The sequence below is a fragment of the Robiginitalea biformata HTCC2501 genome (assembly GCF_000024125.1).
In the GTDB taxonomy this organism is placed as follows: domain Bacteria; phylum Bacteroidota; class Bacteroidia; order Flavobacteriales; family Flavobacteriaceae; genus Robiginitalea; species Robiginitalea biformata.
This window is the reverse complement of the sequence record NC_013222.1, coordinates 1,044,507-1,069,092: the sequence shown is the minus strand read 5'-3', so window position 1 is coordinate 1,069,092 and position 24,586 is coordinate 1,044,507. Positions and strand designations below refer to the sequence as shown.

The window sequence follows — 24,586 nt, the reverse complement described above, 5'->3', positions numbered from 1 at the left end:
ATAATACACATATATCACTGTTTTTCAGGTGTATAGGAATTTTCTGCGTAAAGGGCGCAGTGTGTCTTTCTGTGTAAAAAACACGGGAAGTGTGTAAAATTTACCCGCCGGGAAGTATCCAACCGGGAGGAAGGCGGGGTCGTTACCCGGAACTGCAACCGACTATTTCTTCCGGGAGGAGCGGTGTGCAGGCTTTAGTAAATCGTTTACGGTTTTAACCGGGTTGAATGTGCTGACCGGCACCTCGGCAAATACGGTATTCCAATAGGCCATCCCCCCGTTCCAGAGTCCGGGGAGTTCCAGGGCTTTCAGGGGCCGGCCCTCAGAAGTCTTCCCGGTGATGAACCCCTGTTTTTCGTCTACAAAATTCAACAGGTTGTATTTTTCCCCATACGCATTCCGCACGCCGCAAACGAGGTCCACCGGATTAAAATGCGTGGAATCCTCAAAAAGCGATTTTTGCCCGGGGTCCGACATGTCCACCTGGGCAGACTCGATGATCTGCAGGGAATCGTGGCCCTTGTCGTCCGTAATCCAGAAAGGTCCGCCCCCGGGCTCCCCTTCGTTTTTTACCATGCCGCAAACACGGATGGGACGGGCCAGTTTGTCCTGGAGGACCGCCACCTGCTCTTCGATGCTCAGACCCTGAAAACTCTCTCCAAACCGGGCATTGAGCTGGTCCTCCAAAAAGGTTTTGATCCGGTTGAGCAGGTCGTGATCCAGGCTGCCGTCCGAGAGCATGCGGTAGAAACTGAAAGCCTGCTCCTGCAATTCGATCAAATAGCCCCCGAGGACCTCCTTCCACCGGGTGATCGTATCGAGTTCCGGCCGCACTACCACATTGTCGATATTCTTGATAAAAATCAGGTCGGCTTCCTGGTCGTTGAGGTTTTCGATCAGCGCGCCGTGCCCGCCGGGACGGAAAAGGATCTTCCCTTCGCTATCCCGGAACGGCGTATTCTCCGGGGTTACCGCAATGGTATCCGTGGAAGGTTTCTGGAAGGAATACCCAACCGTAAAGGAGCAATGGACCTGGTCGCCCACCCGGTCGCGCAAACCGTCGAATTCCCGATTGAACAAGTCGCTGTGCTGGGGGGAGATCGTAAAGTGCAGGACTGCGGTTTCCCCGGTGCACGCATAGGCCGCCCCCTCGTACAAGTGTTCCTCAAACGGAGTTGCCAGGTTGCCGTCGTAATTGTGGAAGGGCAACAGGCCTTTCGGGTAAAACCCATAATTCAGGCCGTCTTCAGACAGGAGTTCCTGTACAAATGCATACAATTCAGCCGCCTTGTCTGTTGCCTTCCCCCGGATACGCGACTGTACTAATCCGTAAAACGGAAAGTCATGCAGGTTCTCGGCAAATTTTCGCATATCCCCGTGACCGGGTTCGGCCAGGTAGGCGTCCAGGTCGTCGGCAGACGGGTCAAAATCGCCCAGGAAATTGAACAGTGCCTTGAACATGCGCGAGGCGGCACCGGAGGCAGGGATGAACTTCAGCACCTCCGTATCCGCATCCCGGTTGCGGTACAGCTCCCGGAGCCGCGACTCATCCTCCTGGGAGAACCGGACGATACCCTCCCCGACGACTGCTGCCTTACTCAGTCGAACCGGGGGGATCCCCTCTTTAAATGTTTCAATTTGTGCTCTGGCCTTTTCGGGGTCGATCCCCTTTTCTGCCATATATTCCAGGTCGCTGGATGTAAATTCGCTCATAGTGTTCAGCAATTGATCGATATGTTTTACCGCCTTTTCGAAGCGGGCCTCCCGGCCACCGCTTAAGATAACAAATCTGCGGTTATTCTCCCGGAGGGCCGTTTTGAAATAATGGAACATTTCCGCCCGCTCGTGGGGCTTATCGCGCAAATCGTCCGCTTCCCACGGGATATCGATATCTGTAAGGAAGTACAGGTCGTAGTCATTGGCCAGGGCCGCCGCCTGGAGTTTCGGGTCGCACCCCCCGCCGTAATAGGTTTCCGAGTACACCTTGGTCTCCAGCAAATCCGTATCGCATATAAGCAGCCGGCTGGCTTCCCGGGCCCCGATGTTTTCCAGGCGCATCTGGCCCCGGGCAATGGGCAGGAGGTCTTCAGGGGCACAGGTTTGCTGCACCCGGTCCCATTTTTCCTGCAGGTATTCCCGGGCGTATTCGGGAACCCAGGGTTCCCCGTAGTGGCGGGCCAGCTCCCTGGCCAGGGTGGTTTTTCCAGTCGACTCCGGGCCGAACAACACCACTTTCAGGACGTCTGCCGGTTCTTGTCTAAGTGCTTCTTCCATGCCCAATAGCCTTGGATGGCCAAGATAGTGAATATGAGGTATTGCAGGGACAGCATCCCCCAGCCGCGATAGGCGTATAACGGCACGGTTACGATGTCCGCAAGGATCCAGAGTGTCCAGTTTTCGATCTTTTTCGTCGCCATGTACCACATGGCCGTAAAAAAGATGCCGGAGGTAACGATGTCCACATAGTTCGTCCAGCCGATTTCCGTGCCGAAAATGCGGTAAACAGCGTAAGTGAAGCCCGCCGTTAACAGGAACAGGGCCACTCCGATGACCTTATCCCTGGTATCGGTCCGGGAGATGCGCACCACCTTCCGGTCGTTCTTTCGCCGCGACCAGTTCCACCACCCGTAAATGCTCATGATGGAGTAATACGCATTGAGCATCATATCCCCCAGCAATTCGTCCCGGAGGAAAATATACATGGTGATGACCGTGGCGATGAGGCCCGTGGGATACACCCAGATGTTTTCCCTTTTTGCATAGACCACGCTGGCAATCCCGAAAAAGAATGCGATTGCCTCGAGGGCAATCAACCAGGTTTCCCGGTCCCGGTACGGGTCGAAGAAAAAATCAGAAATGGGGCTCATACCGGCTGCGGTCCGTCTTAACCACCTTGATAAAGAAAACGGCTTGCCCCACGGCGGACAAGCTGGTTCGCATTTCCCTGCCGAGGACTTCCATGACGCGGTCGTACTCGCCGTACACCTGCGTACTCATCGGATTCTCCAGGACGGTCAGGCCGGAGTCCCGGAGGGCTTTGATAAACCGGATAATTTCGGGTTCGTAGTTGTCCTGAAGCGGACTGAGCGTTAATTCCACGGAAATCTTCATGGGGTGCGTTTACCCCCCAAAGGTAGTCCCGTTTCGGTCAATAATACAACCGGTGCGGCCATTTACGCATCCTGACGGACCGCATAGGCACAGGTAAAGCCTTCAAATTCCGTGAAATCCACCCCAAAATGAGCTTTTTGGTTTTCATACACCACCCATCCGCCGGTCTTCCCGCTGTCCATGGCAAAGTCGTCGATGCAGATATGGTTCAGAAAGCTCAGCCCGTGGATGGCCATGATCTTGTACAAAGATTCCTTGGCGCACCAAACCATCGTGAGCTTCCGGATCAGCGCGTCGTCGTTGGCCAGGGACCGATATTCCCGCAGCGGGGTGAACCTGTGGGCAACCCGGAGGATCTTCTCGCGCTGTTTCTCGATGTCGATCCCCACTTCTTTGTTCCGGGAAAGCACGATCCCGGTGAATTCAAACGAATGACTGATGGAAATATGGGTGCCGTCCCGCAGGTGGGGTTTCCCGGATTCGTCGTAGAACAGGTCTGCATCCGTATAGCCTTCCCGGGCCATCAGGTGCCGGATGCTGAGGAAGGCCCGGCGGTGCAACTCGGACCGCATGCCGTCGTACCGCTGTTGACAATGGGGGTTCAGGGTCACTTCCCGGGCGAGTTCCGGCTCGGGCTCCGTAACCTTCCAGACGTGGATGCGGATATCCGGATCGGCTTCTATCGATTTGTATAACGGCATGGAAATAAGAGTTTATCCGTACCTTTGCACAGAATTACCCCCCTTGCCGGGGGCCAATGACAAATTACTAATTTAATTCCAATGAGTACGAAAGCGGTTGAATACACCCCCTATAAGGTAAAGGACATTTCCCTGGCAGCCTGGGGACGTAAGGAAATAGAACTCGCCGAGGCCGAAATGCCCGGCCTGATGGCCCTGCGGGAGGAATACGGAAAGGAACAGCCCCTGAAAGGCGCCCGGATTGCGGGTTGCCTGCACATGACGATACAGACGGCCGTCCTTATCGAAACATTGGTGGCACTTGGGGCCGAGGTAACCTGGAGCTCCTGCAACATCTTTTCCACCCAGGACCACGCTGCCGCCGCCATCGCAGCAGCGGGCATCCCCGTGTATGCCTGGAAAGGGATGAGCGAAGAAGAATTCGACTGGTGCATTGAGCAAACACTCTTCTTCGGGGAAGACCGCCAGCCGCTGAATATGATCCTGGACGACGGGGGCGACCTCACAAATATGGTGCTGGACCGGTACCCGGAACTCACCAGTGGGATCCGCGGGCTGTCCGAGGAAACCACCACCGGAGTCCACCGGTTGTACGAGCGCTTTAAGAACGGAACCCTGCCGATGCCGGCCATCAACGTCAACGATTCGGTTACCAAATCGAAATTCGACAACAAATACGGTTGCAAGGAAAGTGCCGTGGATGCAATCCGGCGCGCGACGGACACGATGCTTGCCGGGAAGCGCGTAGTCGTTATGGGCTACGGGGACGTGGGCAAGGGCACAGCTGCCTCCTTTCGGGGGGCCGGGGCCATCGTGACCGTAGCGGAAATCGACCCGATCTGCGCCCTGCAGGCCTGTATGGACGGTTTTGAAGTCAAGAAACTCGAAACCGTGGTTTCCCAGATGGACATCCTGATCACCGCCACAGGCAACCGGGACATCATCCGCGAAGAACATTTTGCCGCTATGAAGGACAAGGCCATCGTCTGCAACATCGGGCACTTCGACAACGAAATCGACATGGCCTGGCTCAATACGCATTACGGGCATACCCGGGACGAGATCAAGCCGCAGGTAGACAAGTACACCCTGGACGGGAAAGACATCATCGTTCTGGCGGAAGGCCGCCTGGTGAACCTGGGGTGCGCCACCGGCCATCCGAGCTTTGTAATGAGCAACAGTTTCACAAACCAGACCCTGGCGCAGATTGAGCTTTGGAAACACCACGACCGCTACGAGAACCAGGTATACACGCTGCCCAAACACCTGGACGAGAAGGTGGCGGCCCTGCACCTGTCGCGGCTCGGTGCCGAACTCACGGAACTCCGCCCGGATCAGGCCAGTTATATCGGCGTTCCCGTAAAAGGGCCTTTCAAACCGGAATACTACCGCTACTAAACCCGGAGGGGCGGGCTTCGAAGGCGGGAAAAGGATTCCCGGGCAACTCTTGTCGCCTTACAGGGGAATCCACTTTTTCACATTCGCCGCCAAAACAACAGATTTGAAATCAAAAACCCCGGCTGGAATCCAGCCGGGGTTTTTTTGAATCAGGAGCGGGTATTACTTCGCCTCGGCCAGCATACCGTAAAGCGTATAGCAATCCCGGTATTCCCGGATCAGCGCCAGGCCTTCTTCCCGGGTGGTTTCCCGCTTCATCCGCAGCTTCTTCCCGTCCGGCATGTAAACGATATAAAAGCCTTCCTCCATTCGGGAAAGCGGGATAATCTCGCCGCTCGGGCGGATAGCGTTCCAGGACTTTTCGTCCGGCTTGTAGAACAATTCAATTTTTCCGCCTTTCCTGGGGCCGTCAACGACTTTGACAGCCATCCTGTTCTTGGTGGCCTTAAGCTGGTAGGTGTTCCCCTGGTATTCCACCATCTGCACCTCCGATTCCCCATCGCGCATCGCTATTGGGTTGGACCCGGACCAGAATTCAATAACATTGAAAATCAACGTATCCCCCAGGAAAAACAGCCCGTATACCGGGATGATGTTCAGCCCCCAGAACACCAGGTTGTTGACAAACTTGCTGTCGGATACCTGCATGTTCCAGTCTTTGAGGTTGTTAAATGCGCTGAAGGAGCCCAGACAGCTGCTGAAAAGCAGCGATGCGGCCAGGGCAACGGCCATCATGGATTTTTTCATGTCTTGTGGTTTTAGATTTCCACAAAAACTAATCCATTACTCCCGGAAGAAAAAACCGAATCGCAGAATTTAAGGGCTGAATTAACCGGGTGCCGCGGGATATGGACATAAAAAAACCCTGGAACGGGAAGATCCCGGTCCAGGGTTCGATGTGTAATCCAAACGCAGGCCTCTAGGCCTCGCTGGGCTCGATGGAAACAAAGGATTTGCCTCCTGACTTTTTGTCGAAACGGACAATGCCGTCTACCTTGGCGTGCAGCGTATGATCCTTGCCCGCATACACGTTATCCCCCGGGTTGTGCCGGGTACCGCGCTGGCGGACAATGATGTTGCCTGCTACGGCTTTCTGGCCCCCGAATATCTTTACGCCCAGGCGTTTCGATTCCGATTCGCGTCCGTTCTTAGAACTTCCTACACCTTTCTTGTGTGCCATGATCTATAAGTTTTCTGGGAAACGCTTCCCGGTTTTCATTTATTTATTTCCCGCCCAGGGCTTCGATCAACTCGGCCTTCTTCATGGAAGAGTAACCGGTGATTTCCTGTGCCTTGGCCATTTCGCGGAGTTCCGCTACGGTTTTGCTGCTCAGGTCCTCAGACGCCTTGGGGGCCGTTTTGGCCGGGGCCTCCTTCTTGGCGGATTCCGCTTTGGCATCCTTGGCCGGCTCCGATTTTTTGGCAGGTGCCGCTTCGGATTTGGCCGGTTTTTCCTTTTTCGGGGCTGCTTTTTTGGCTCCTTTGGCGACGATCTCCTCGATCATCAGTTCCGTCAGATACTGGCGGTGGCCGTTCTTCTTGCGATACCCCTTCCGGCGTTTTTTCTTGAAGACAATAACCTTGTCCCCTTTCAGGTGTTTAACGACTTTGGCCTCAACAGCGGCTCCGTCTATAGCCGGGGCGCCAATGGTTACCGAGTCACCGTCCCCGATCAAAAGGACCTGGTCAAAGGAAACCTTCTGGCCTTCCTCTTCCCGCAGGCGGTGCACGTAAACCTTCTGGTCTTTCGCAACTTTAAATTGCTGCCCTGCTATCTCTACAATTGCGTACATAGCGTGAATACGTTACTAAATAATTTAATGAATGGCCATATTCCGACGCGGAATGCCGCAACCGGTTAAGGCGGGTGCAAATATACTGCTTAATTCACAACTGGCAAGCTGTCCGGGAGGATTTTAGGAAGATTTTTTCAGGTTATTGGAGGATTTGAACAGCTGCATGAATGTGAGCGTCAGAACCACCGATGTGGCAAACCCCATAATGGCTACGGTAAAAAATACGATCCCCTCAAAATTCTGGAAATCCTTAAAGAAGACCGTTGACAGGTTCTGCAGGAAGTCCTGGCTGATTTCCGTACTGTAGAATGCAAAGAAAAACGTAAAAATCAGCGTTGCCACAAACCCCGTGACAATGCCGGCGGTAAAGCCCTTGCTGTAGTCGAAGCCCGCGCCCAGGCGCAACCGGAACACCTTGATTGCCTCGTAGATGCCAAACCCTGTGATCACCCCGTTGAACAAGCTGTAAAATACATTGGTATGCATGTCAAACAGGGAAAGGATCAGGAAATAGGCAATCAGGCAACCGCTGGTTGCCAGCCCGAACCGGACGGGTATCGCGTAATTCGTCATGGTGCGTTGCTGGTTTTAGATGTATTTAAAGATAATACTATTGTATAAATTTCCGAGCGATTTGGGCAGGGATTGACGTTGTCCGGGCATTTCCGGGGTTAATAAAGTGTAAACCAGAGACCGAAAATTCTGCTTTTCCCGGGAAACATGTTATTTTAGCTCGATCGCTTCTTTCCGGGAGGCATCCTCCGGGAGGCATCCTACAGATTCACATTTAATACCAGACCATCAATGAAAAAATTATTGCTGACAATCCTGTGCCTGGCCAGCGCGCTTCCCGCAGCGGCCCAGGAGGTCGCCTATGAGGAATACGACCTGGACAACGGCCTGCATGTGATCCTCCACCAGGACAATACGGCCCCCGTGGTCGTGACCTCGGTGATGTACCACGTGGGCGGAAAAGACCGGACGGAAGGCCGGACGGGCTTTGCACACCTCTTTGAGCACCTGTTGTTTGAAGGGACCGAGAACATCGAAAAGGGTAAATGGTTCGAAATCGTCTCCTCCCGGGGCGGGCAGAACAATGCAAACACCTCCCAGGACCGCACTTATTATTACGAGGTGTTCCCATCGAACAACCTGGAACTCGGGTTGTGGATGGAATCCGAACGCATGCTCCACCCGATTATCAACCAGGAAGGCCTGGATACCCAGATCGAAGTGGTGAAGGAAGAGCGCAGGCTCCGGTACGACAACTCCCCCTACGGTCAGATCCTTCCGGTACTCGGGAAAAACCTCTTCGAGAAACACCCCTACAAAGACCCGAATATCGGGTATATGGAAGACCTGGACGCGGCCAGCCTCGAGGACGTCATCGCCTATAATGAAAAGTACTATGTCCCCAACAACGCCGTACTGGTGGTAGCCGGGGATATCGACATGGCGGAAACGCGCCGGCTGGTAGACAAGTATTTTTCGGAAATCCCCCGCGGGGACCAGATTGTACGGGATTACCCGGTGGAAGACCCGATTACCTCGGAGGTACGGAGTACCGCCTACGACAAGAACATCCAGATCCCCGCATCCATTGTCGCTTACCGGACCCCGGGCTTTAAACAACGGGATGCCTATGTACTGGACATGATTTCCTCCTATCTTTCCGACGGGAAAAGTTCGAAACTTTACAAGAAACTCGTAGACGACCAGAAACAGGCCCTGCAGGTAGGCGCCTTTAATATCGGGCAGGAGGATTACGGCATGTATATCGTCTTCTCGCTCCCGGTTGGGGAGACGCCCCTGGACACCCTGGTCACGGAAATCGAAGAGGAAATTGCGGCTGTTCGGACCGATTTGATCACCGAGCGGGATTACCAGAAGCTGCAGAACAAATTCGAGAACCGCTACGTGAATTCCAATTCGAGCATCCAGGGGATTGCCGGTTCCCTCGCCACCAATTACATGCTCTACGGCGATACGGAACTCATCAACAAGGAAATCGAGATCTACCGATCCATCACCCGGGAGGAAATCCGGGAGGTGGCCCAAAAATACCTGAAACCGAATCAACGGGTGGTAATCGACTACCTGCCCGAACCCCCCAGCGAAAATTAACAGCATGAAAAAGAATCTGATATTTTGTTTTGTGTTCCTGGGCGCAATTGCGCTTCGCGGACAGACAGACCGGTCCCAGATGCCGGAGCCGGGCCCGGCACCTGAAATCAACCTGCAGGACCCCCAGCGTTTTGAATTGCGCAACGGGTTGAAAGTCCTGGTGGTGGAAAACCACAAACTCCCCCGGGTAACCATCCAGTTGCTCCTGGACAACCCGCCGATAAAAGAAGGCGAGAAGGCCGGGGTATCCTCCCTGGTCGGCAGTCTGATGGGCAACGGGTCCGAAAACATTCCCAAGGACGAATTCAACGAGGAGGTAGACTTTCTCGGGGCAACCATCAACTTTGGGGCGCAGAGCGCTTTTGCGCAATCCCTGAGCACGTATTTCCCCCGCATACTCGAGTTGATGTCCGAGGCAGCCCTCTACCCGGATTTCACCGAGGAAGAGTTCCAGAAAGAGAAAGACAAACTGCTCACCTCCCTGAAAGCCGGCGAGAAAGACGTGGGACAGATAGCCGGTCGGGTGCAGCGCGCCCTGGCCTACGGAAAGGAGCACCCCTATGGGGAATTTACCACGGAGGAGACCGTCAATAATGTAAGCCTGTACGACGTGCAGGAATTCTACCGGAATTACTTTGTGCCGGCCAACGCCTACCTGGTGGTCATCGGGGATGTGTCCTTTGACCAGGTCCGCGAACTGGTGGATCAGTATTTCACCCCATGGACCAAGGCAGCCCCCCCGTCCTTCTCCTACACCGAGCCATCGGACGCCCAATACACGCAAATCAACTTTGTCGATATGCCCAATGCCGTGCAGTCGGAGATCGCGGTGCAGAACCTCGTGGAGCTGCAGATGAACGACCCGGACTACCTGGCTGCCCTGGTGGCCAACCGTATCCTGGGAGGCGGGGGCGAAGCGCGTCTCTTCCTGAACCTCCGCGAAGACAAGGGGTACACCTATGGCTCCTATTCGCAGATCAACAACGACAAGTACGGCCCGGCCCGGTTCCGGGCCACCGCCAGCGTGCGGAACCAGGTAACCGACAGCTCGGTGGTGGAAATCCTCAAAGAGATCAAACGGATCCGGGAGGAACCCGTTTCGGAGAGCGAATTGGAAGTGGCCAAGGCCAAGTATACCGGCAGTTTCGTCCTGGCCCTGGAACAACCCGCCACCATGGCGCGGTATGCCCTCAACATCGAAACCGAAAACCTGCCCGCGGATTACTACAAGACCTACCTGGAGCGCCTGGGGAAAATCACCCGGGAAGACGTGCAGCAGGCGGCCCGGAAATATTTTGAACCGTCCAATGCCCGGGTGGTGGTGGCCGGAAAAGGAAGCGAAGTGCTCGAAAACCTCGAAAATGTCACTTTTGAAGGCCGGAAGATCCCGGTGAAATACTACAACAAGGAAGCGGAACCGGTAGACCGGCCCGATTACGAAGCTGCCGTACCGGAAGGCGTTACCGTTCAATCCGTCATCGACCGGTATTTCGAGGCAATCGGAGGCCGGGAAGCGGTGGGCCGGATTGAATCCCTGAAGCTGGTCTACCAGGGGAATGTCATGGGCTCGGCCATCCGCATCGAAGAAGTCCGTACAGCCGACCGCTTTGCGCAGACGACCTTTATGAACGACAATGCCATGATGGGCGTCGTTGCCAAGGGGGACGAACTCTACATGAAACAGGGGGGCAACAAGGTACCCCTGCCCGAACAGATGAAACAGGATATGATGCAGGTGGTGGGGGTTTTCCCGGAACAGGCTGTTTCGGCCAACCCGGATGCCAGCCTGGCGGGGACCGAGGAAGTGGACGGCAAGCCGGCCTACCGTATTGACGTCCCCGGACAGGCCGTACAAACCAGTTATTTCTACGATGTGGAAACCGGCCTGAAGGTCAAGGAGGCATCCGTCGTTTCCATGAACGGACAGACCCAGAACCAGGAAACGCTGATCTCGGATTACCAGGAGGTGGAAGGAATCCTGTTTCCCTCCATGAAATCCCAGGCGATGGGCCCCCAGCAGGTGGAGACTACCTTGCTGGAAGCTGTGGTCAATTACCAGATCCAGGATTCGGATTTTGACTGACCCGCGGACCTGGGGCAGTTACCCCGGATTGTACCCCGGGATGGGCCTAGGAACCCGAACGATTTTTATGCGCCTGCACCTGCAGGCGCTTTTTTTTGTTTACCAGGTAGACCCCCAAAAGGATCAGGCCCGCCGCGCCTACCTGTTTCAGCCCAAAGGCCTCCCCGTCCGCCAGGCCCCAGAGGATGCCAACCACCGGGATCAGGTAGGTGACGGATACCGAGAAAACGGGGGTGGATATATGGATCAGGTGGTTGAAGAGGACTTTGGCGATACAGGTCCCGAAAGCGCATAGCAAAAACAGGTAGCCCACCGAAGGCCAGAATTCGGCCGATGCCCGTACCGGCTCGCTCAGGGCACCGGACAGGCCGGTCAGGACCAGTGCCACGGGCAGGATACAAACAAAATTACCCACCGCAATCCCCATGGGGCTTATGCCGGACAGCTTGCTTTTGATGATATTGGCGTTACAGGCGTATCCCAGCGAGGCCAGGACTACCAGGCCGGCATACCAGTAGTTCCTCCCCGGATGGGCCAGGGAGCCGATCCCGATTAGCAGGAGGGCCCCTGCGAATCCCACCAAAACGCCCAGCAACTGGTTCCTGCTAAAACCAATCCCGAAGGCAAAATACCCTACGAAAAGCGTGAAAAGGGGCACCAGCGAATTCAGGACGGCCGCCACCGAACTCGATATCTCGGTTTCCGCGAAGGCGAACAGGTACATGGGCACCAGGCTGCCGACCACGCCGCTCAGGGCCACCCATTTCCATTGGTGCCGTCCGATGGTGCGCAAGGAGCGACGACCGATCAGCAGCAACATGCCGCCTGCCATTGCGATCCGGACACTCCCCAGTTGGAGCGGGCTGAACCCGGCCAACGCCTTTTTGATCAGGATATAGGAACTCCCCCAGATTACTGCCAGGATCATCAGGTACAACCACCTGCGTCGCGTTTCGCTCATTTCTCAGCCAATTGCTGCAAAGTTGCTACTTTTGAAGGTATAATCCGATAGTATGACGAATCTATTAGGCGGCCGGCCGGTCCTGGGAGCGATGTTGGCAGGTATGCTGCTGCTTGCAGGATGCAGGGGCGAAAAAAAACAGGAGGCCAAGGACGCCCCCAGCCAGATGGAAGAGGTAATCGCCGTACACGACGAGGTGATGCCGGAAATGAAAACCATCGCCAACCTCGTGGCCGAATTAAAACCCCTGGCGGACAGCACCGGGCAGGACAGCCAGTATGCAGTTGCGATGCAGGACCTCCAGGCAGCCCACCAGAGTATGATGGACTGGATGCAGGGCTTTGGCAACCGGTTTGACCACGAGGAAATCATGAAGGGAAAAGCCCTCAGTCAGGAAAAACAGGCGTGGCTCGCGGAGGAACAGGAAAAGGTGGAGGCCATGCGCAACCAGGTACTCGGCAGTATCGAACGGGCCCGGGAGGTACTTGAGGAAGCCCGGGAAGGCGCGGATCGGGAATAACACTTGCGAAAACCCGGTTAGCTTCTTATGGCACAACCCCCCAGGGCGGGGTGTCCCCATGCATCAACGGCTGAACGGCAGGTTGTCCAGATCGACGTTCCCCCCCGAAATTACAATCCCCGTCCGGGTGCCCCGGAACAGGCCGGGATCTCGCAGGACCGCCGCGAGGGCTACTGCACTCGAGGGCTCCACGACCAGCTTCATCCGCTCCCAGACCAGGCGCATCGCCCGGATGATTTCATCTTCTTCCACGCGGATAATCGTGCGTACATGGCGCTGCAATACCGGGAATGTATGGTTGCCCAGTACGGTGCGGAGCCCGTCGGCTACGGTATCGGTAGATTCATTTTTTTCGATTCGGCCGCTTTTCAGGGAGCGGTAGGCATCGTCAACTGCCAGGGGCTCGGCCCCTACCGGCTCACAATCCCGGCCGAAAAACGCACAGGCCAGGCTGGTTCCGGCCAACAGGCCTCCCCCGCCCACAGGGGCCACTACCCGGTCCAATTCGGGGTGCGTTTCCAGTAGTTCCAAGCAGGCAGTCCCCTGCCCCAGCAGAACCATCGGGTCGTTGGAAGGGTGGATAAACGCCGCACCTGTCTCGCGTTCAATACGCGCCGCTTCGGCTTCACGCGCCTCCAGGGTTGGGGCACACAACACCACCTGCCCCCCGTAGGAGGAAACGGCTTCGCGCTTGACCTTCGGGGCATTTTCGGGCATCACAATATGCGCCTGCATCCCGAGGCTCCGGGCTGCCAGGGACAGCGCCTGGGCAAAATTCCCCGAAGAATGCGTCACCACCCCGCCTGCGTCCCGCGACTGCCTCAGCCGGATCAGGGCATGGGTTGCCCCGCGGATTTTGTAGGACCCCCCGCGCTGGAAATTCTCCGCCTTAAAAAACAATTCCGCGCCTGCGAGTTCATTGAGCTGCCGGGATTGCATTACCGGGGTCCTGTGAATATACGGCACAATCAGCTCATGTGCCTCCTTCAGGCTTTCCGGGGTATAGTGGTCCTCTGGGGTATGCGGGGTTTCAGTCATGGATCCGGAAGATTACTTCCACCGCAGGCTCTCCATAATCCGGCGGATATCGTTCTGCAGGTAGACAGCGGCCGGCAAGATGGAGTCGTAGTTCGGTTTGGCGTAAAAATACAGGGACCCCGTTACAAAGTGGTCCGTGCTGTCCGTAACGTAAAACTGGGACTGGGACGCGGCATCCCCGCGCACTTCGTAAAACATCCCGTATACCGCTTCCTCCTGGTTGATATAGGGCTGTTCCACGATGTTGTCCGCCTTCACCACGTGTTCGTAGGATAGTTTCTGCGCATCGGAAAGCAGCGACCTGAGGTTTCCGTCCACGGCCTTGTAGGAGATAAACACCGACCCTTTCATCTCGGGGTAGTCCAGGACGAGGTCGCAGTCTCCCCGGAATTCCCGGGAGGCCATCTGGTTGTATTCAAACCGGAACGGGCAGTCGGACTCCAGTACCCGGTAGGCTTTCCGGGGGTATTCCAGGCGCAGCATTGCCCGGGGTTTCGGCAGGGGGTCTTCCCCGCATCCCCAAATCAACGGCATCAGCCCGGCAAGCAAAAAAATCCTACGCATCATCCGGCAAAGTTATTTTAATTTGTTTCAGTCGCTTTTTATCCACGCTTTCTACCAGGAACCGGTATTCGTTGAACAAGACCGTTTCGCCCCGTTTCGGGAAGTTCCCTGAAATTTCCAGGACAAACCCGGCAATGGTTTCGGACTCCCCTTTCCGCTGTTCAAAAGGTTCCGTATCGGGAATCCGCGCGACGCGGTAAAAATCCTTCAGGTTGGTCTTCCCTTCAAAGACGATGTTTTTATCGTCGAGTTTGGAATAAATCAGGTCTTCGTCGTCGAATTCGTCGCTGATATCCCCGACGATTTCCTCGATAACATCCTCCAGGGTCACGATCCCGGAAGTCCCCCCGAATTCATCCACCACCACGGCCAGGTGGTTCTTTTTGTTTTGGAATTCCAGGAGCAGGTCGTCGAGCTTCTTGTTTTCGGGCACAAAGAAAGGTTCCCGGATCAGGGTGATCCAGTTAAACGTTTTCCGGTCCAGGTACGGCAGGAGGTCCTTTACGTACAACACCCCCAGGACGTTGTCCATGTTTTCGGAAAACACCGGGATGCGGGAATAGCCGTTTTTCCGGATTTCCTCGAGTACCTCCGGGAATTTCATCCCCTCGTCGAGCGCGAAAATATCGATGCGCGGGCGCATTACCTGCTTGGTATCCGTGTTCCCGAAGGAGACGATGCCCTGCAAAATCTTTTGTTCTTCCCTGGTGGTATCCCCCTCGGAGGTGAGTTCCAGGGCCTGTGAGAGGTGGTCCACGCTCAGGTTGGACTTTTGCTTGCCCAAACGGCGGTACAACAGGATGGTTCCTGCCCGCATGGGGGCAGTGAGCGGGGTAAAGAGGAAATCGAGCGCCTTGAGGGGATAGGCCATGCGGAGGGCAAACACCTCCCGGTTCCGGTTCGCATAGATCTTAGGCAGGATTTCCCCGAAGAGCAAAATCAGGAAGGTGGCCAGGACGATTTCCAGGACGAAACGCAGGGATATCACCCCCAGGTAGACCTGGTCTACCGTGGCAAAAAGGGTTTCCCCCACATCGGTAAGCAGCAGCACAATCCCGATATTGATGGCGTTGTTGGCAATCAGGATGGTTGCGAGCAGTTTCTTGGGCTTCTGCAACAGCCGGTAGACAATCCCCCCCGGGGTACTCCCGGAATCCCGGAAGGCGTTCAGTTCGGTCTGGCTAAGCCCGAAAAAGGCCACCTCCGCCCCCGACACCAGTGCCGAGCAGCCAAGCAGGACCACCAGCAGGGCAAGTTTGGAGATCAGCAGTACATCCGCGCCGATCTGGAAGATTGCCAAGGGTAAGGGTTCGGGGTCCAATAGCCGAAGATTATTTATTTAAAAGGGAAGGTCGTCCTCCTCGTCCGGGGTATCCACCGGGGCGGGACGTTCGTTCCCCTTGGGTTCCGGGGTCCTCCCGGGCGAAGATTCCCGGGCCTGCGGGTTGCCCTGCGGGTTCCCCGACGGGTCGTTACGGTTTGACAGAAAGGTGAAGTCCGTCACCTGGATTTCGGTGGTATACCGCGTATTGCCGTCTTCCCCCTGCCACTGGCGGGTCTTCAGCCGGCCTTCCACATAAATCAGGTCGCCTTTGCCCAGGTACTTCTCGCATACCTCGGCAGCCTTGTTGCGAACCACGATGTTATGCCATTCCGTATTGGTGACTTTCTCCCCGGTCTGCCGGTTCGTATAGGATTCGTTCGTGGCGATGGGAAACCGGCCAATGCAGTTCCCTCCTTCAAAATAGTGCAACTTCACCTCATCGCCCAGATGCCCGATCAGCATCACTTTATTCAGTGTTCCGCTCATAGACTTGTTATTGGGTCAAAAGTACGAATTTTTAACGGTATCCATAAATTCGGCAATCAGGACCGGGACCGGCAGTTCTTCCGCCTCGGAAAGCGGCAGGGCGCCCTCCGGAAGGCCCTCTGCACGAGCGAGCCAAAAAGTGGTGTACAGGTGCTGGTGGGAGAGTTTATGGACCCGCGGCGCATCGTTGAACCGGGTAATTGTGCCGATGGTGGTACGGGTCCCGCAGTGGGTGGTGATCAGGGCCCCGATCTCCGCCGGTGTCGGGTCTGCCTCCTGTTCCAGAAGCGGGAATTCGTAGAGCCCCTGCCAGATACCCGGGCCGCCCCGCCTGATAAGGAGCGTCTGCAAGTCGGGGCCTATGGGCATCACATAGTGGAAATACCGTTTGCGGATCCGGGTTTTCCCCTGCTTTACAGGACGTTGGCCAATGGTACCCGCCGCGTGGGCCCCGCAGCTCTGCACGAGCGGACAGCTCGCGCAATCCGGGTTGGCCGGGACGCATTGCAGCGCCCCGAATTCCATCAGCGCCTGGTTGTACCGGCCAATTTGCCCCGGATCCATGACTTCCCTGGCGAGCTGGTCGAAATGCCTTCGGCCGGGGCCTGTATCCACTGGGATATCGACATCGAAATACCTGCTGAGGACCCGAAAGACATTCCCGTCCACCACCGGGTGGGGCAGCTCAAAACAGATGGATGCGATGGCCGCCGCCGTGTAGGGGCCCACCCCCGGCAACTCCAGCAGGCCCTTATAGGATTCGGGGAACTTCCCGCCCCATTCAAAAGCCACCTTCCGGGCGGCTGCATGCAGGTTCCGGGCACGGGAATAATACCCGAGGCCCTGCCAGAGCTTGAGCACCTCCTCTTCCGAGGCTGTGGCCAGGTCGGAAACCTCCGGGAACCGCTCCAGGAAACGGCGGTAATACGGGGTTCCCTGAGCCACCCGGGTCTGCTGCATGATGATTTCCGAAAGCCAGACGGCATACGGGTCGCGGCTTCCCCTCCAGGGCAGGTCCCGTTGGTGAATCCGGTACCACTCCAAAATGGCAGATGTGAAATTCGGGTGCTTCAGGCTGGCTTGCAAGCGTATCTGAATTAAGTACTTAAAAAATATTCCTTGGCCGAAAGATTCAATAATATTTATATATTTGCAACCCTGAAAACCTACAGTTAATTATTTCAAAATGACCAAAGCGGATATCGTATCAATAATCTCAGAGGAACTGGGAATGGAAAAAGGAGATGTACAAGCAACCGTTGAAAAATTCATGGAGGCGGTAAAATCTTCTCTGGAGAATGGAGACAATGTATATCTGAGAGGATTCGGAAGTTTCATCATCAAGACCCGGGCCGAAAAAACCGGACGGAATATCTCCAAAAATACAACCATCAAGATTCCTGCGCACAACATTCCGGCGTTCAAACCGGCAAAAGTGTTTGTCGAAGGCGTTAAGAGCAACGTGCAGGTTAAATAAAAATCGTTAAGAAGTAGCTATGCCGAGTGGTAAAAAAAGAAAAAGACATAAGGTAGCAACCCACAAGCGTAAAAAGCGCAGGAGAGCTAACCGCCATAAGAAAAAGTAGTCTCAGTACTACTTTTTCAGTTTTGATACGTTCTTTGACATAGAAATTCCTATCGGGATTTCGACGGGTTTACGATATAACCTGCAATTAGTATTGTTTAATCTTTCCTGTTCCCTAGAAGGAACGGGGAAAAAAAATGAATCAGGTGAACAGAGAATTAATCGTAAGATCCAATTCCAATTCCGTCGATTTTGCCTTGCTTAAGAATGGGAAACTCATCGAGCTTCACAAAGACGAAGACGATCATAAATTCAACGTGGGCGACATCATGCTCGCCAAAATCCGGAAACCGGTTACCGGGCTCAATGCAGCCTTTGTAAACGTAGGGTATGAGAAGGATGCATTCCTTCACTACCACGACCTGGGGCCTCAGCTAAAGAGTATGCTGAAATTCCTGAAGTTGGCCCGATCCGGCAGGTTGAAAGACTTTTCCCTTAAGAACTTTTCATTCGAAAAAGATATCGACAAGAACGGCAGCATCAAAGATGTAGTCAAGCCGAATCAGACCATGCTGGTCCAAATCGTCAAGGAGCCTATCTCTACCAAGGGTCCCCGTATCAGCTCTGAACTTTCCATAGCTGGACGGTACCTGATTTTGGTTCCCTTTTCGGACCGGGTTTCCGTGTCCCAGAAGATTGGCAGCAAGGAGGAAAAAGACCGCCTAAAAAGGCTCGTGAAGAGCATCAAGCCCAAGGGGTTTGGCGTCATCATCCGGACCGTTGCGGAAGGCAAAAAAGTCGCGGAGCTGGACAAGGATCTCGAGAATCTGATGTCCAAATGGATATCGATGTGCAAGAAAATCAATCGGGCGTCTACACCGTCCAAGGTGCTGGTGGAACTCAACCGGGCCTCATCGATCCTGCGGGATGTCTTTAACGACAGCTTCAGCGGGATCCATGTAGATGATGAAACGCTTTTCAATCAGATCAAGGATTACGTGCACGAAATCGCCCCTGACAAAGAATCCATCGTAAAGTTGTACTCTTCCAACGTGCCTATATTCGAGAAATTCGGAATAGAGCGCCAGATAAAGACCTCTTTCGGACGCACCGCGTCCATGAGCAAGGGGGCCTACCTGGTCATCGAGCATACGGAAGCCCTGCACGTCATTGACGTGAACAGCGGCAACCGCTCCACCAAAGCGAAAAATCAGGAAGATACTGCCCTTGAAGTCAACCTCATCGCGGCCGCGGAAGTGGCCCGCCAGCTCCGGCTGCGCGATATGGGGGGGATCATTGTGATCGACTTCATCGACATGGTCCGCCCGGACCACCGCAAAAAACTGTACAACCACCTGCGGGATGAAATGAAGGACGACCGTGCCAAGCACAAGATTCTGCCACCCAGCAAATTTGGGTTGGTCCAGATTACCCGCCAACGAGTCCGGCCGGAGGTCAACATCAAGACCACCGAGGTGGACCCCAGCGGCAACGGACAGGAAGTGGAGGCGCCCATTGTGCTGATCGAGAAGATCAGCGACGAACTGGAGCGCATCATGAAAGGCGAAGGCAGGGAAAAGGCAATCACGCTGAATGCCCACCCCTTTATAGCAGCCTATCTGACCAAAGGATTTCCTTCCATCCGGTCCAAGTGGTTTCTGGAATTTAAAAAGTGGATCAAGATCCAGCCAAGGGATGCCTATTCCTACCTGGAGTACCGATTTACCGACAAAGACGGGGCTCCCCTGCAGGAAGCCCAGGAAGCATAGACAAACAGCCGCCCAACAGCGGCTGTTTTTTTTTGTCCGGGCGGGAAACCCGGGAAAAAACCGGGGCCTCGATAAATGGGTAACCTCCCTGCAGGCAGAAGTTGCCGGGACTGCAATTCCCATTCGGCCTGCCGGGCGAATTTTGCGAATTGCCTATTTTTATTAGATAAAACCCACCGCCGTGAACACACTGAAATTTGCATTCATTCCGCTCACCAGCCTGGCGCTCCTGCTGGGCTGCTCCCCGGAGGTTCCGGGCCACGTCGGGTCCTTCAGTGAACTCCTTCGGGAGAGCCCCTCAATCAGCGGCAAACCGGCCTATTTGGCGAGTCCGTACGTTACCCCGGGCGACCGCGCCTATATGGTGGGGCACCAGGACGGGAGCTTCCCGGAAATCGGCTGGCATATCCCGGGGGAAATGGGGGGTATCTGGGCGCACCCCATCAAACTGATGGACGGTTTCCAAACCTCCATCGAGGTTGGGGGCAACCCCCTGCCGCCTGCCGACAGCACCCGCTTTGTCAATTACCCGATGGCCAACAGCCACCATTGGTCCTGGGACGGGCAGCCGCTCCGAATGAGCCGCTGGCAGTTTGTCCCCGACCACCTGCCCGGCGTGGCCCTGGAATATGAATTTGAGAACACCGGGGAGGAGGCCCTTACAGTGGAATTCAGCTTCCTGGGGCAAACCGACCTGCGCCCTACCTGGCTCGGGGAACGAACCGGGATGGCCGATGGGCGGGATTCCGCCTATTACGACTCCGGCATCAACGCGTGGACGGCACGGGATGGCCAATCGCCCTGGTATGTCGCCTTCGGGCCCAACCGGGCCCCTGACGGCATCCTGCCTGCAAACCGCGATTCGATTCAACGCGGGGAAGGAATTGCAGCAGGGTATCGGTTTTCCCTGAAAATCCGGCCGGGTGAAACGGAGCGCATCCGAATGGCCGTAGGGGGTTCTACATCGACGGAGGCCGCGGCCAGGCAGGTACAGCAAAGCATTCTCGAAGAGGCGTCCTCCCTGCTGGAAAGCAAAAGGGACCGGTATGCGGAACTGGCCGGGCGCAGCAAACTAACCGTCCCGGATACCGCCCTCCAACAGGCTTTTGAATGGTTGAAGTACAACTCGGACTGGATGATCCAGGAGGTACCGGGGATCGGTACGGGGGTTACGGCCGGGATCCCCGATTACCCCTGGTGGTTCGGGGTGGACAGCGAATACGCCCTGAGGGGGTATATGGCAGTCGGCCAGCAAGAAGTGGTCTTCCAGACCATCCGCCTGATCGACAGCGTATCCCGGGCCGTGAACGGCAACGGCCGCATCATCCACGAGATGTCCACCAACGGGGCTGTTTTCAACTCGGGAAACATCAATGAAACGCCCCAGTTCGCCTCCCTGATCTGGCATATTTACCGATGGAGCGGCGACCGGGATTTCCTCAGGCGGTATTTCCAGACTATCCGGGACGGCCTGGACTGGCTGATGCGGGAAAACGACGGGGATGGCAATGGTTTCCCCGACGGTTTCGGGATGATGGAAATCCATGGGCTGGATAGCGAAATGATCGATGTGGCCTCCTATACGCAGGCCGGGTTTGACCATGCTTCCCGGATTGCAGCCGAACTCGGAGAAGAAGATCTTTCCCGCCAGTACGCTGCCCTGGCCAGCGAACTGAAAGCCCGGATCAATTCGGAATTTTGGTCGGAGCGCTACGGCTCTTTTGCCGACTTCCGCGGGACGGACCAGCAGGCATTACGGCTCATCGAGGATGCCATTGTCCGGGCAGACACCCTGGACAAGCCCTGGGCTGTTGCGGAGTTGGAAACGACCCGCAACGCGCTCCTGCGTAACCCGCAACCGGGGGTCCGGCCCTTTGTACTCCACCATAACTGGGTGGTGAATACGCCCATGGAAATGGGGATTGCGGATTCGGCCAAGGCCTACACCGCGCTCGAAACCGCCCGCAAATTCACAAATCCCTTCGGCGTTTTTGTCACGGGGATCGACCGGGATGAATCTGCAGGGAGCGATAGCGGCTCGTTCAAGGGCAGTTCGGCCTTTTCCTATACCGGGGCGGTCATGACGCTCCCTACGGGGGTTCAGGCCGTAGCCGAGAACAATTATGGCCGCCCGGACCAGGCGCTCGATTACCTCAGGAGGATGACGCGCAGTTTCAGCTATGCTCTGCCAGGCAGTATGTATGAAGTATCTCCGGATTACGGGATGATTGCACAGGCGTGGAATATCTATGCCTTTGCCGTGCCCATCGTGGAGCAGTTTTTCGGTATCTCCCCCCGGGCGTCGGACCGGTTGATCCGGATCGACCCCCTGATGCCTGAGGACTGGGATGTTGCCTCCCTGGAAAATGTATCCATCGGCGGGAACACGCTTTCGGTCTACTACGAAGAAGACGAAAGGCAGACGATAACCCTCCGGGTGGTTCAGAAGGGCGATTGGGACCTGGAAATCCCTCTGGATGTGCAACAAGCCCGGCGGGCCCGGACCGAAGGGGGGCAACTTCTCCCCAACCCGGACGGCACGGCCGTTGTACGGGGTTCGGACAGGGAATTAACCATCACCTATCCCCGGAACTGAACATGGCACCATTCGGAAGGAAAAACTACACGGTCGAAGATGCCACCCGGCGTATGGAACGCTATTGTGCCTACCAGGAGCGGTGCCACCAGGAGGTGGTCCGAAAACTGCAGGGCATGCGGATGATCCCCGAGGCGATCGACCAGATCGTCGTCCACCTGATCGAGGGGAATTTTCTGAACGAGGAGCGCTTTGCCCTGGAATTCGCCCGCGGGAAATTCCGGCAGAAGTCCTGGGGGCGCAACCGGATCGGGCGGGAACTCAGGATGCGGGGCATCTCCGATTACCTGGTGCGCAAGGCCCTCGGGTCTATCCCCGAAGAGGCGTACCGGGAGCAGTTCGAAAAACTCGCGGATAAACGGCGTGAATCCCTTCGCGGAAAGCCGGCCGCGGAAATCAGGCAGAAGCTGCACAGTTACCTGTATTACCGGGGCTGGGAAAACGAAAGAATCTACGAATACCTCGGGGGCCTGGAGTTCCCGGATTGATTCTCAGACCCGGGTCCCGATACGGTGGCAACCGGGTTGTTCGACCTTCCCCGTACCGGTATGGGGAGCGGCTGCCTGCAGGCTATCGCCCCTCCAGGTGCTTGTGGGTGCGGGTGATGGCCTTTTCGTTTTTCAGGTCGATCCACTGCTGACCCCGGATCCGCCGCATGACGTTGTCGTAATGCCGCATGATAAAGATGTTGTACAGGGCTTTGCTCAGGTTCTTCGGGTTCCGGGCAATGGCCCGCAGGCTCATCGAAAACCCGGGGGTGATATAGCGCATATAGTGCCAGAATCCCTCGGGGATGTACAGGACTTCCCCATGGGCGAGCTCGGCCCGGAAGCCGCTGACATACCTCAAAGCCGGCCATTGGGTTAAATCCGGGGCCGAGAAATCGATGCGTTCGTGCGTGATGAGCGAATGGGGTACCTTGTAGAGGTATTTATTCTCGGTCTGTGAAAACAGGATGCATTCCTTCCGTCCTTCGAAATGGAAGTGGAAGATATTCGCCAGGTCGATGTCGTAGTGCATAAACGTATAGGAATCCCGCCCCCCGAAAAACAACATGGGCAAACTTTTCATCAGCCGCAGGCCAAAGTCGGGGTAATCGAAATCCTCCTGCAATTGGGGGACTTCCTTGAGGATATTCCATAGAAAGATGCGGTATCGGGTGGGTTCGCTCCGGAGCAGGTCGATGTAATCGGCCATCCGCATACTGGCGTGGGGCTCATTGAAGCCGTCCCGGTAGTCTACCGGCCGATCGTCGTAAAGGGGTACGATGCAGTCGCCGGCGACTTCCCGGATATAGTCGAGGTTCCATTTCTTATAGGCGGGCCAACCTTCAATGGCCTTCTCAATCACCACCGGGGTCTGGGTTTTGAAAAAATCACTGAGGAATGCTTCCCTGGAGATGGAAGCAACACGCTGTACGTCCTTCAGGTACACCTTTCTCGCATTTTAACCAATAAAGTTACAAATCCTCAGGATTTCCCGGCCGATCGGGCCGCTTCATTCCGCGGGATGGCATGGCCGGGCCGACTCCACCGGGGTTTCTCGCCTAAAGGGGTGAGCTGGGATTCGGCTGCCTCAACGGTTTGGGGCTGCGCTTTTTTGACAAAGGGCTTCTGGGGCTGCAGTCCCAGCTGCCGGAAGAGTTCCATATCCTCGGCCACATCCGGGTTCGGGGTGGTCAGCAATTTGTCGCCGGCAAAGATACTGTTGGCCCCGGCGAAAAAACACAGCGCCTGGCCTTCCTGGCTCATCTGGGTGCGGCCGGCCGACAGGCGGACCTGGGTCTCCGGCATGACGATGCGCGTGGTAGCCACCATTCGCACCATTTCCCAGATGGACACCGGCTCCATATCCTCCATAGGCGTTCCGGGTACGGCTACCAGGGCATTGATGGGCACGGATTCCGGCTGGGGGCTCAGGGTAGAGAGGGCTACAAGCATCCCGGCCCGGTCTTCCGGGCTTTCCCCCATGCCGATAATCCCCCCGCTGCAAACGGTCACATTGGTCTTCCGCACATTTCCGATGGTTTCCAGGCGGTCCTCGAAGGCACGCGTGGAAATCACGTCCTTGTAGTAGTCCTCGGAAGTATCCAGGTTGTGGTTATAGGCGTACAGGCCGGCCTCGGCCAGCCGCTGCGCCTGGTTTTCGGTTATCATGCCCAGCGTACAGCAAACCTCCATGTCCAGTTTGTTGATGGTACGCACCATTTCCAGGACGCTTTCGAATTCCGGGCCGTCCTTCACGTTCCTCCAGGCCGCCCCCATGCAAACCCGGGAGCTCCCGGATGCCTTGGCCCGAAGCGCCTGCGCCTTCACCTGGCTTACGGTCATCAGGTCGTTCCCCTCGATATCCGTGTGGTAGCGGGCCGCCTGCGGACAGTATCCGCAATCTTCCGGGCACCCGCCCGTTTTGATGGATAGCAGGGTGGAAACCTGGACGGTGTTTGGGTCGTGGTGTTGCCGGTGTACCCCGGCTGCCTGGTAGAGCAACTCCATGACGGGTCGGTTATAGATTTCCAGGACTTCCTCGCGGGTCCAGTCGTGTCGTATGGCGCTCATAGTTGTTTTGCTTGATGGCATAAAAATAGGCG

The 24,586-nt window shown here is 55.9% G+C and carries 24 protein-coding genes; 8 read left to right on the top strand and 16 right to left on the bottom strand.

The features are described 5' to 3' along the window. Positions 1-162: 162 nt before the first annotated feature. The 4 genes from RB2501_RS04740 to RB2501_RS04725 all read right to left on the bottom strand — a co-directional run bounded on the left by RB2501_RS04740 (position 163) and on the right by RB2501_RS04725 (position 3,812). Positions 163-2,274, bottom strand: a complete 2,112-nt coding sequence (locus RB2501_RS04740) for a DUF4301 family protein (protein WP_015753615.1) — start codon at positions 2,272-2,274, stop codon at positions 163-165. After that, complete coding sequence (pnuC, locus tag RB2501_RS04735) at positions 2,235-2,867, bottom strand: nicotinamide riboside transporter PnuC (RefSeq protein ID WP_015753614.1); 633 nt, start codon at positions 2,865-2,867, stop codon at positions 2,235-2,237. Before pnuC ends, RB2501_RS04740 begins: the two co-directional genes overlap by 40 nt. After that, positions 2,851-3,111, bottom strand: coding sequence for a thiamine-binding protein (locus RB2501_RS04730; RefSeq protein WP_015753613.1), 261 nt, complete (start codon positions 3,109-3,111; stop codon positions 2,851-2,853). The genes pnuC and RB2501_RS04730 overlap by 17 nt, the downstream gene beginning before the upstream one ends. A gap of 62 nt (positions 3,112-3,173) precedes the next feature. Further along, entirely contained in the window at positions 3,174-3,812 is a 639-nt protein-coding gene (locus tag RB2501_RS04725; RefSeq protein ID WP_015753612.1) for a 4'-phosphopantetheinyl transferase family protein, read from the bottom strand. Positions 3,813-3,893: 81 nt separating this feature from the next. Between RB2501_RS04725 and ahcY the strand changes: the two genes are divergently transcribed. Continuing rightward, a complete protein-coding gene (gene ahcY, locus RB2501_RS04720) occupies positions 3,894-5,210 on the top strand; it encodes an adenosylhomocysteinase (protein WP_015753611.1) in 1,317 nt (438 codons plus the stop codon). Positions 5,211-5,372: 162 nt separating this feature from the next. Here ahcY and RB2501_RS04715 read toward each other — a convergent pair whose 3' ends face one another. From RB2501_RS04715 to RB2501_RS04700, 4 genes are all read right to left on the bottom strand, one after another. Next, positions 5,373-5,957, bottom strand: coding sequence for a DUF3332 domain-containing protein (locus RB2501_RS04715; protein WP_015753610.1), 585 nt, complete (start codon positions 5,955-5,957; stop codon positions 5,373-5,375). 172 nt (positions 5,958-6,129) lie between these two features. After that, entirely contained in the window at positions 6,130-6,390 is a 261-nt protein-coding gene (gene rpmA / locus RB2501_RS04710; protein ID WP_015753609.1) for a 50S ribosomal protein L27, read from the bottom strand. 43 nt (positions 6,391-6,433) lie between these two features. After that, on the bottom strand, positions 6,434-7,003 hold the full coding sequence (rplU, locus tag RB2501_RS04705; RefSeq protein WP_015753608.1) for a 50S ribosomal protein L21: 570 nt from the start codon (positions 7,001-7,003) through the stop codon (positions 6,434-6,436). Positions 7,004-7,126: 123 nt separating this feature from the next. Continuing rightward, positions 7,127-7,579, bottom strand: coding sequence for a DUF4199 domain-containing protein (locus tag RB2501_RS04700; protein WP_015753607.1), 453 nt, complete (start codon positions 7,577-7,579; stop codon positions 7,127-7,129). Positions 7,580-7,810: 231 nt separating this feature from the next. Between RB2501_RS04700 and RB2501_RS04695 the strand changes: the two genes are divergently transcribed. Then, positions 7,811-9,130 (top strand): M16 family metallopeptidase, encoded by a 1,320-nt coding sequence (locus RB2501_RS04695; protein ID WP_015753606.1) that lies wholly within the window; start codon positions 7,811-7,813, stop codon positions 9,128-9,130. 4 nt (positions 9,131-9,134) lie between these two features. After that, positions 9,135-11,213: a M16 family metallopeptidase gene (locus RB2501_RS04690; protein WP_015753605.1), complete on the top strand. Its 2,079-nt coding sequence runs from the start codon at positions 9,135-9,137 to the stop codon at positions 11,211-11,213. Positions 11,214-11,259: 46 nt separating this feature from the next. Here RB2501_RS04690 and RB2501_RS04685 read toward each other — a convergent pair whose 3' ends face one another. After that, on the bottom strand, positions 11,260-12,174 hold the full coding sequence (locus RB2501_RS04685) for a DMT family transporter (RefSeq protein WP_041326993.1): 915 nt from the start codon (positions 12,172-12,174) through the stop codon (positions 11,260-11,262). Between the two features lie 52 nt (positions 12,175-12,226). Between RB2501_RS04685 and RB2501_RS04680 the strand changes: the two genes are divergently transcribed. Beyond that, the gene (locus RB2501_RS04680) at positions 12,227-12,694 is read left to right on the top strand and encodes a hypothetical protein (protein WP_238528105.1); all 468 of its coding nucleotides are present in this window, start codon (positions 12,227-12,229) and stop codon (positions 12,692-12,694) included. Between the two features lie 63 nt (positions 12,695-12,757). On the opposite strand, the gene RB2501_RS04675 is transcribed toward RB2501_RS04680, so the two are convergent. From RB2501_RS04675 to mutY, 5 genes are read right to left on the bottom strand one after another with little or no spacing between them, the layout of a single operon-like run. After that, positions 12,758-13,732 carry a pyridoxal-phosphate dependent enzyme gene (locus RB2501_RS04675; RefSeq protein ID WP_015753602.1) on the bottom strand — a complete coding sequence of 325 codons (975 nt, stop codon included), beginning with the start codon at positions 13,730-13,732 and terminating at the stop codon, positions 12,758-12,760. A 12-nt stretch (positions 13,733-13,744) separates the two neighbouring features. Beyond that, the gene (gene gldD / locus RB2501_RS04670; RefSeq protein ID WP_041326992.1) at positions 13,745-14,299 is read right to left on the bottom strand and encodes a gliding motility lipoprotein GldD; all 555 of its coding nucleotides are present in this window, start codon (positions 14,297-14,299) and stop codon (positions 13,745-13,747) included. Beyond that, complete coding sequence (locus tag RB2501_RS04665; protein WP_041326991.1) at positions 14,289-15,617, bottom strand: gliding motility-associated protein GldE; 1,329 nt, start codon at positions 15,615-15,617, stop codon at positions 14,289-14,291. The genes gldD and RB2501_RS04665 overlap by 11 nt, the downstream gene beginning before the upstream one ends. Before the next feature lie 18 nt (positions 15,618-15,635). Next, complete coding sequence (locus tag RB2501_RS04660; protein WP_015753599.1) at positions 15,636-16,106, bottom strand: single-stranded DNA-binding protein; 471 nt, start codon at positions 16,104-16,106, stop codon at positions 15,636-15,638. A gap of 15 nt (positions 16,107-16,121) precedes the next feature. Next, on the bottom strand, positions 16,122-17,192 hold the full coding sequence (mutY, locus tag RB2501_RS04655; RefSeq protein WP_015753598.1) for an A/G-specific adenine glycosylase: 1,071 nt from the start codon (positions 17,190-17,192) through the stop codon (positions 16,122-16,124). A gap of 100 nt (positions 17,193-17,292) precedes the next feature. Between mutY and RB2501_RS04650 the strand changes: the two genes are divergently transcribed. The 4 genes from RB2501_RS04650 to RB2501_RS04635 all read left to right on the top strand — a co-directional run bounded on the left by RB2501_RS04650 (position 17,293) and on the right by RB2501_RS04635 (position 22,484). After that, positions 17,293-17,583, top strand: a complete 291-nt coding sequence (locus RB2501_RS04650) for an HU family DNA-binding protein (RefSeq protein WP_015753597.1) — start codon at positions 17,293-17,295, stop codon at positions 17,581-17,583. Between the two features lie 254 nt (positions 17,584-17,837). Beyond that, entirely contained in the window at positions 17,838-19,400 is a 1,563-nt protein-coding gene (locus RB2501_RS04645; RefSeq protein ID WP_041327497.1) for an Rne/Rng family ribonuclease, read from the top strand. A gap of 181 nt (positions 19,401-19,581) precedes the next feature. Then, the gene (locus RB2501_RS04640) at positions 19,582-21,996 is read left to right on the top strand and encodes an amylo-alpha-1,6-glucosidase (protein ID WP_015753595.1); all 2,415 of its coding nucleotides are present in this window, start codon (positions 19,582-19,584) and stop codon (positions 21,994-21,996) included. Positions 21,997-21,998: 2 nt separating this feature from the next. After that, a complete protein-coding gene (locus RB2501_RS04635; RefSeq protein ID WP_015753594.1) occupies positions 21,999-22,484 on the top strand; it encodes a regulatory protein RecX in 486 nt (161 codons plus the stop codon). An 82-nt stretch (positions 22,485-22,566) separates the two neighbouring features. On the opposite strand, the gene RB2501_RS04630 is transcribed toward RB2501_RS04635, so the two are convergent. Together RB2501_RS04630 and bioB are read right to left on the bottom strand one after the other, a co-directional pair. Beyond that, positions 22,567-23,430, bottom strand: a complete 864-nt coding sequence (locus tag RB2501_RS04630) for a cupin-like domain-containing protein (RefSeq protein ID WP_015753593.1) — start codon at positions 23,428-23,430, stop codon at positions 22,567-22,569. 35 nt (positions 23,431-23,465) lie between these two features. Further along, the gene (gene bioB, locus RB2501_RS04625; protein WP_015753592.1) at positions 23,466-24,554 is read right to left on the bottom strand and encodes a biotin synthase BioB; all 1,089 of its coding nucleotides are present in this window, start codon (positions 24,552-24,554) and stop codon (positions 23,466-23,468) included. Positions 24,555-24,586 lie beyond the last annotated feature (32 nt).

Coding starts and splice junctions, on each gene's coding strand:
- RB2501_RS04680 (WP_238528105.1), top strand. CDS start 12,227: ATGACGAATCTATTAGGCGGCCGGCCGGTCCTGGGAGCGATGTTGGCA.
- RB2501_RS04660 (WP_015753599.1), bottom strand. CDS start 16,106: ATGAGCGGAACACTGAATAAAGTGATGCTGATCGGGCATCTGGGCGAT.
- gldD (WP_041326992.1), bottom strand. CDS start 14,299: ATGATGCGTAGGATTTTTTTGCTTGCCGGGCTGATGCCGTTGATTTGG.
- rplU (WP_015753608.1), bottom strand. CDS start 7,003: ATGTACGCAATTGTAGAGATAGCAGGGCAGCAATTTAAAGTTGCGAAA.
- RB2501_RS04730 (WP_015753613.1), bottom strand. CDS start 3,111: ATGAAGATTTCCGTGGAATTAACGCTCAGTCCGCTTCAGGACAACTAC.
- RB2501_RS04685 (WP_041326993.1), bottom strand. CDS start 12,174: ATGAGCGAAACGCGACGCAGGTGGTTGTACCTGATGATCCTGGCAGTA.
- RB2501_RS04695 (WP_015753606.1), top strand. CDS start 7,811: ATGAAAAAATTATTGCTGACAATCCTGTGCCTGGCCAGCGCGCTTCCC.
- RB2501_RS04690 (WP_015753605.1), top strand. CDS start 9,135: ATGAAAAAGAATCTGATATTTTGTTTTGTGTTCCTGGGCGCAATTGCG.
- RB2501_RS04700 (WP_015753607.1), bottom strand. CDS start 7,579: ATGACGAATTACGCGATACCCGTCCGGTTCGGGCTGGCAACCAGCGGT.
- RB2501_RS04740 (WP_015753615.1), bottom strand. CDS start 2,274: ATGGAAGAAGCACTTAGACAAGAACCGGCAGACGTCCTGAAAGTGGTG.
- ahcY (WP_015753611.1), top strand. CDS start 3,894: ATGAGTACGAAAGCGGTTGAATACACCCCCTATAAGGTAAAGGACATT.
- rpmA (WP_015753609.1), bottom strand. CDS start 6,390: ATGGCACACAAGAAAGGTGTAGGAAGTTCTAAGAACGGACGCGAATCG.
- RB2501_RS04675 (WP_015753602.1), bottom strand. CDS start 13,732: ATGACTGAAACCCCGCATACCCCAGAGGACCACTATACCCCGGAAAGC.
- RB2501_RS04650 (WP_015753597.1), top strand. CDS start 17,293: ATGACCAAAGCGGATATCGTATCAATAATCTCAGAGGAACTGGGAATG.
- RB2501_RS04725 (WP_015753612.1), bottom strand. CDS start 3,812: ATGCCGTTATACAAATCGATAGAAGCCGATCCGGATATCCGCATCCAC.
- RB2501_RS04635 (WP_015753594.1), top strand. CDS start 21,999: ATGGCACCATTCGGAAGGAAAAACTACACGGTCGAAGATGCCACCCGG.
- RB2501_RS04715 (WP_015753610.1), bottom strand. CDS start 5,957: ATGAAAAAATCCATGATGGCCGTTGCCCTGGCCGCATCGCTGCTTTTC.
- bioB (WP_015753592.1), bottom strand. CDS start 24,554: ATGAGCGCCATACGACACGACTGGACCCGCGAGGAAGTCCTGGAAATC.
- pnuC (WP_015753614.1), bottom strand. CDS start 2,867: ATGAGCCCCATTTCTGATTTTTTCTTCGACCCGTACCGGGACCGGGAA.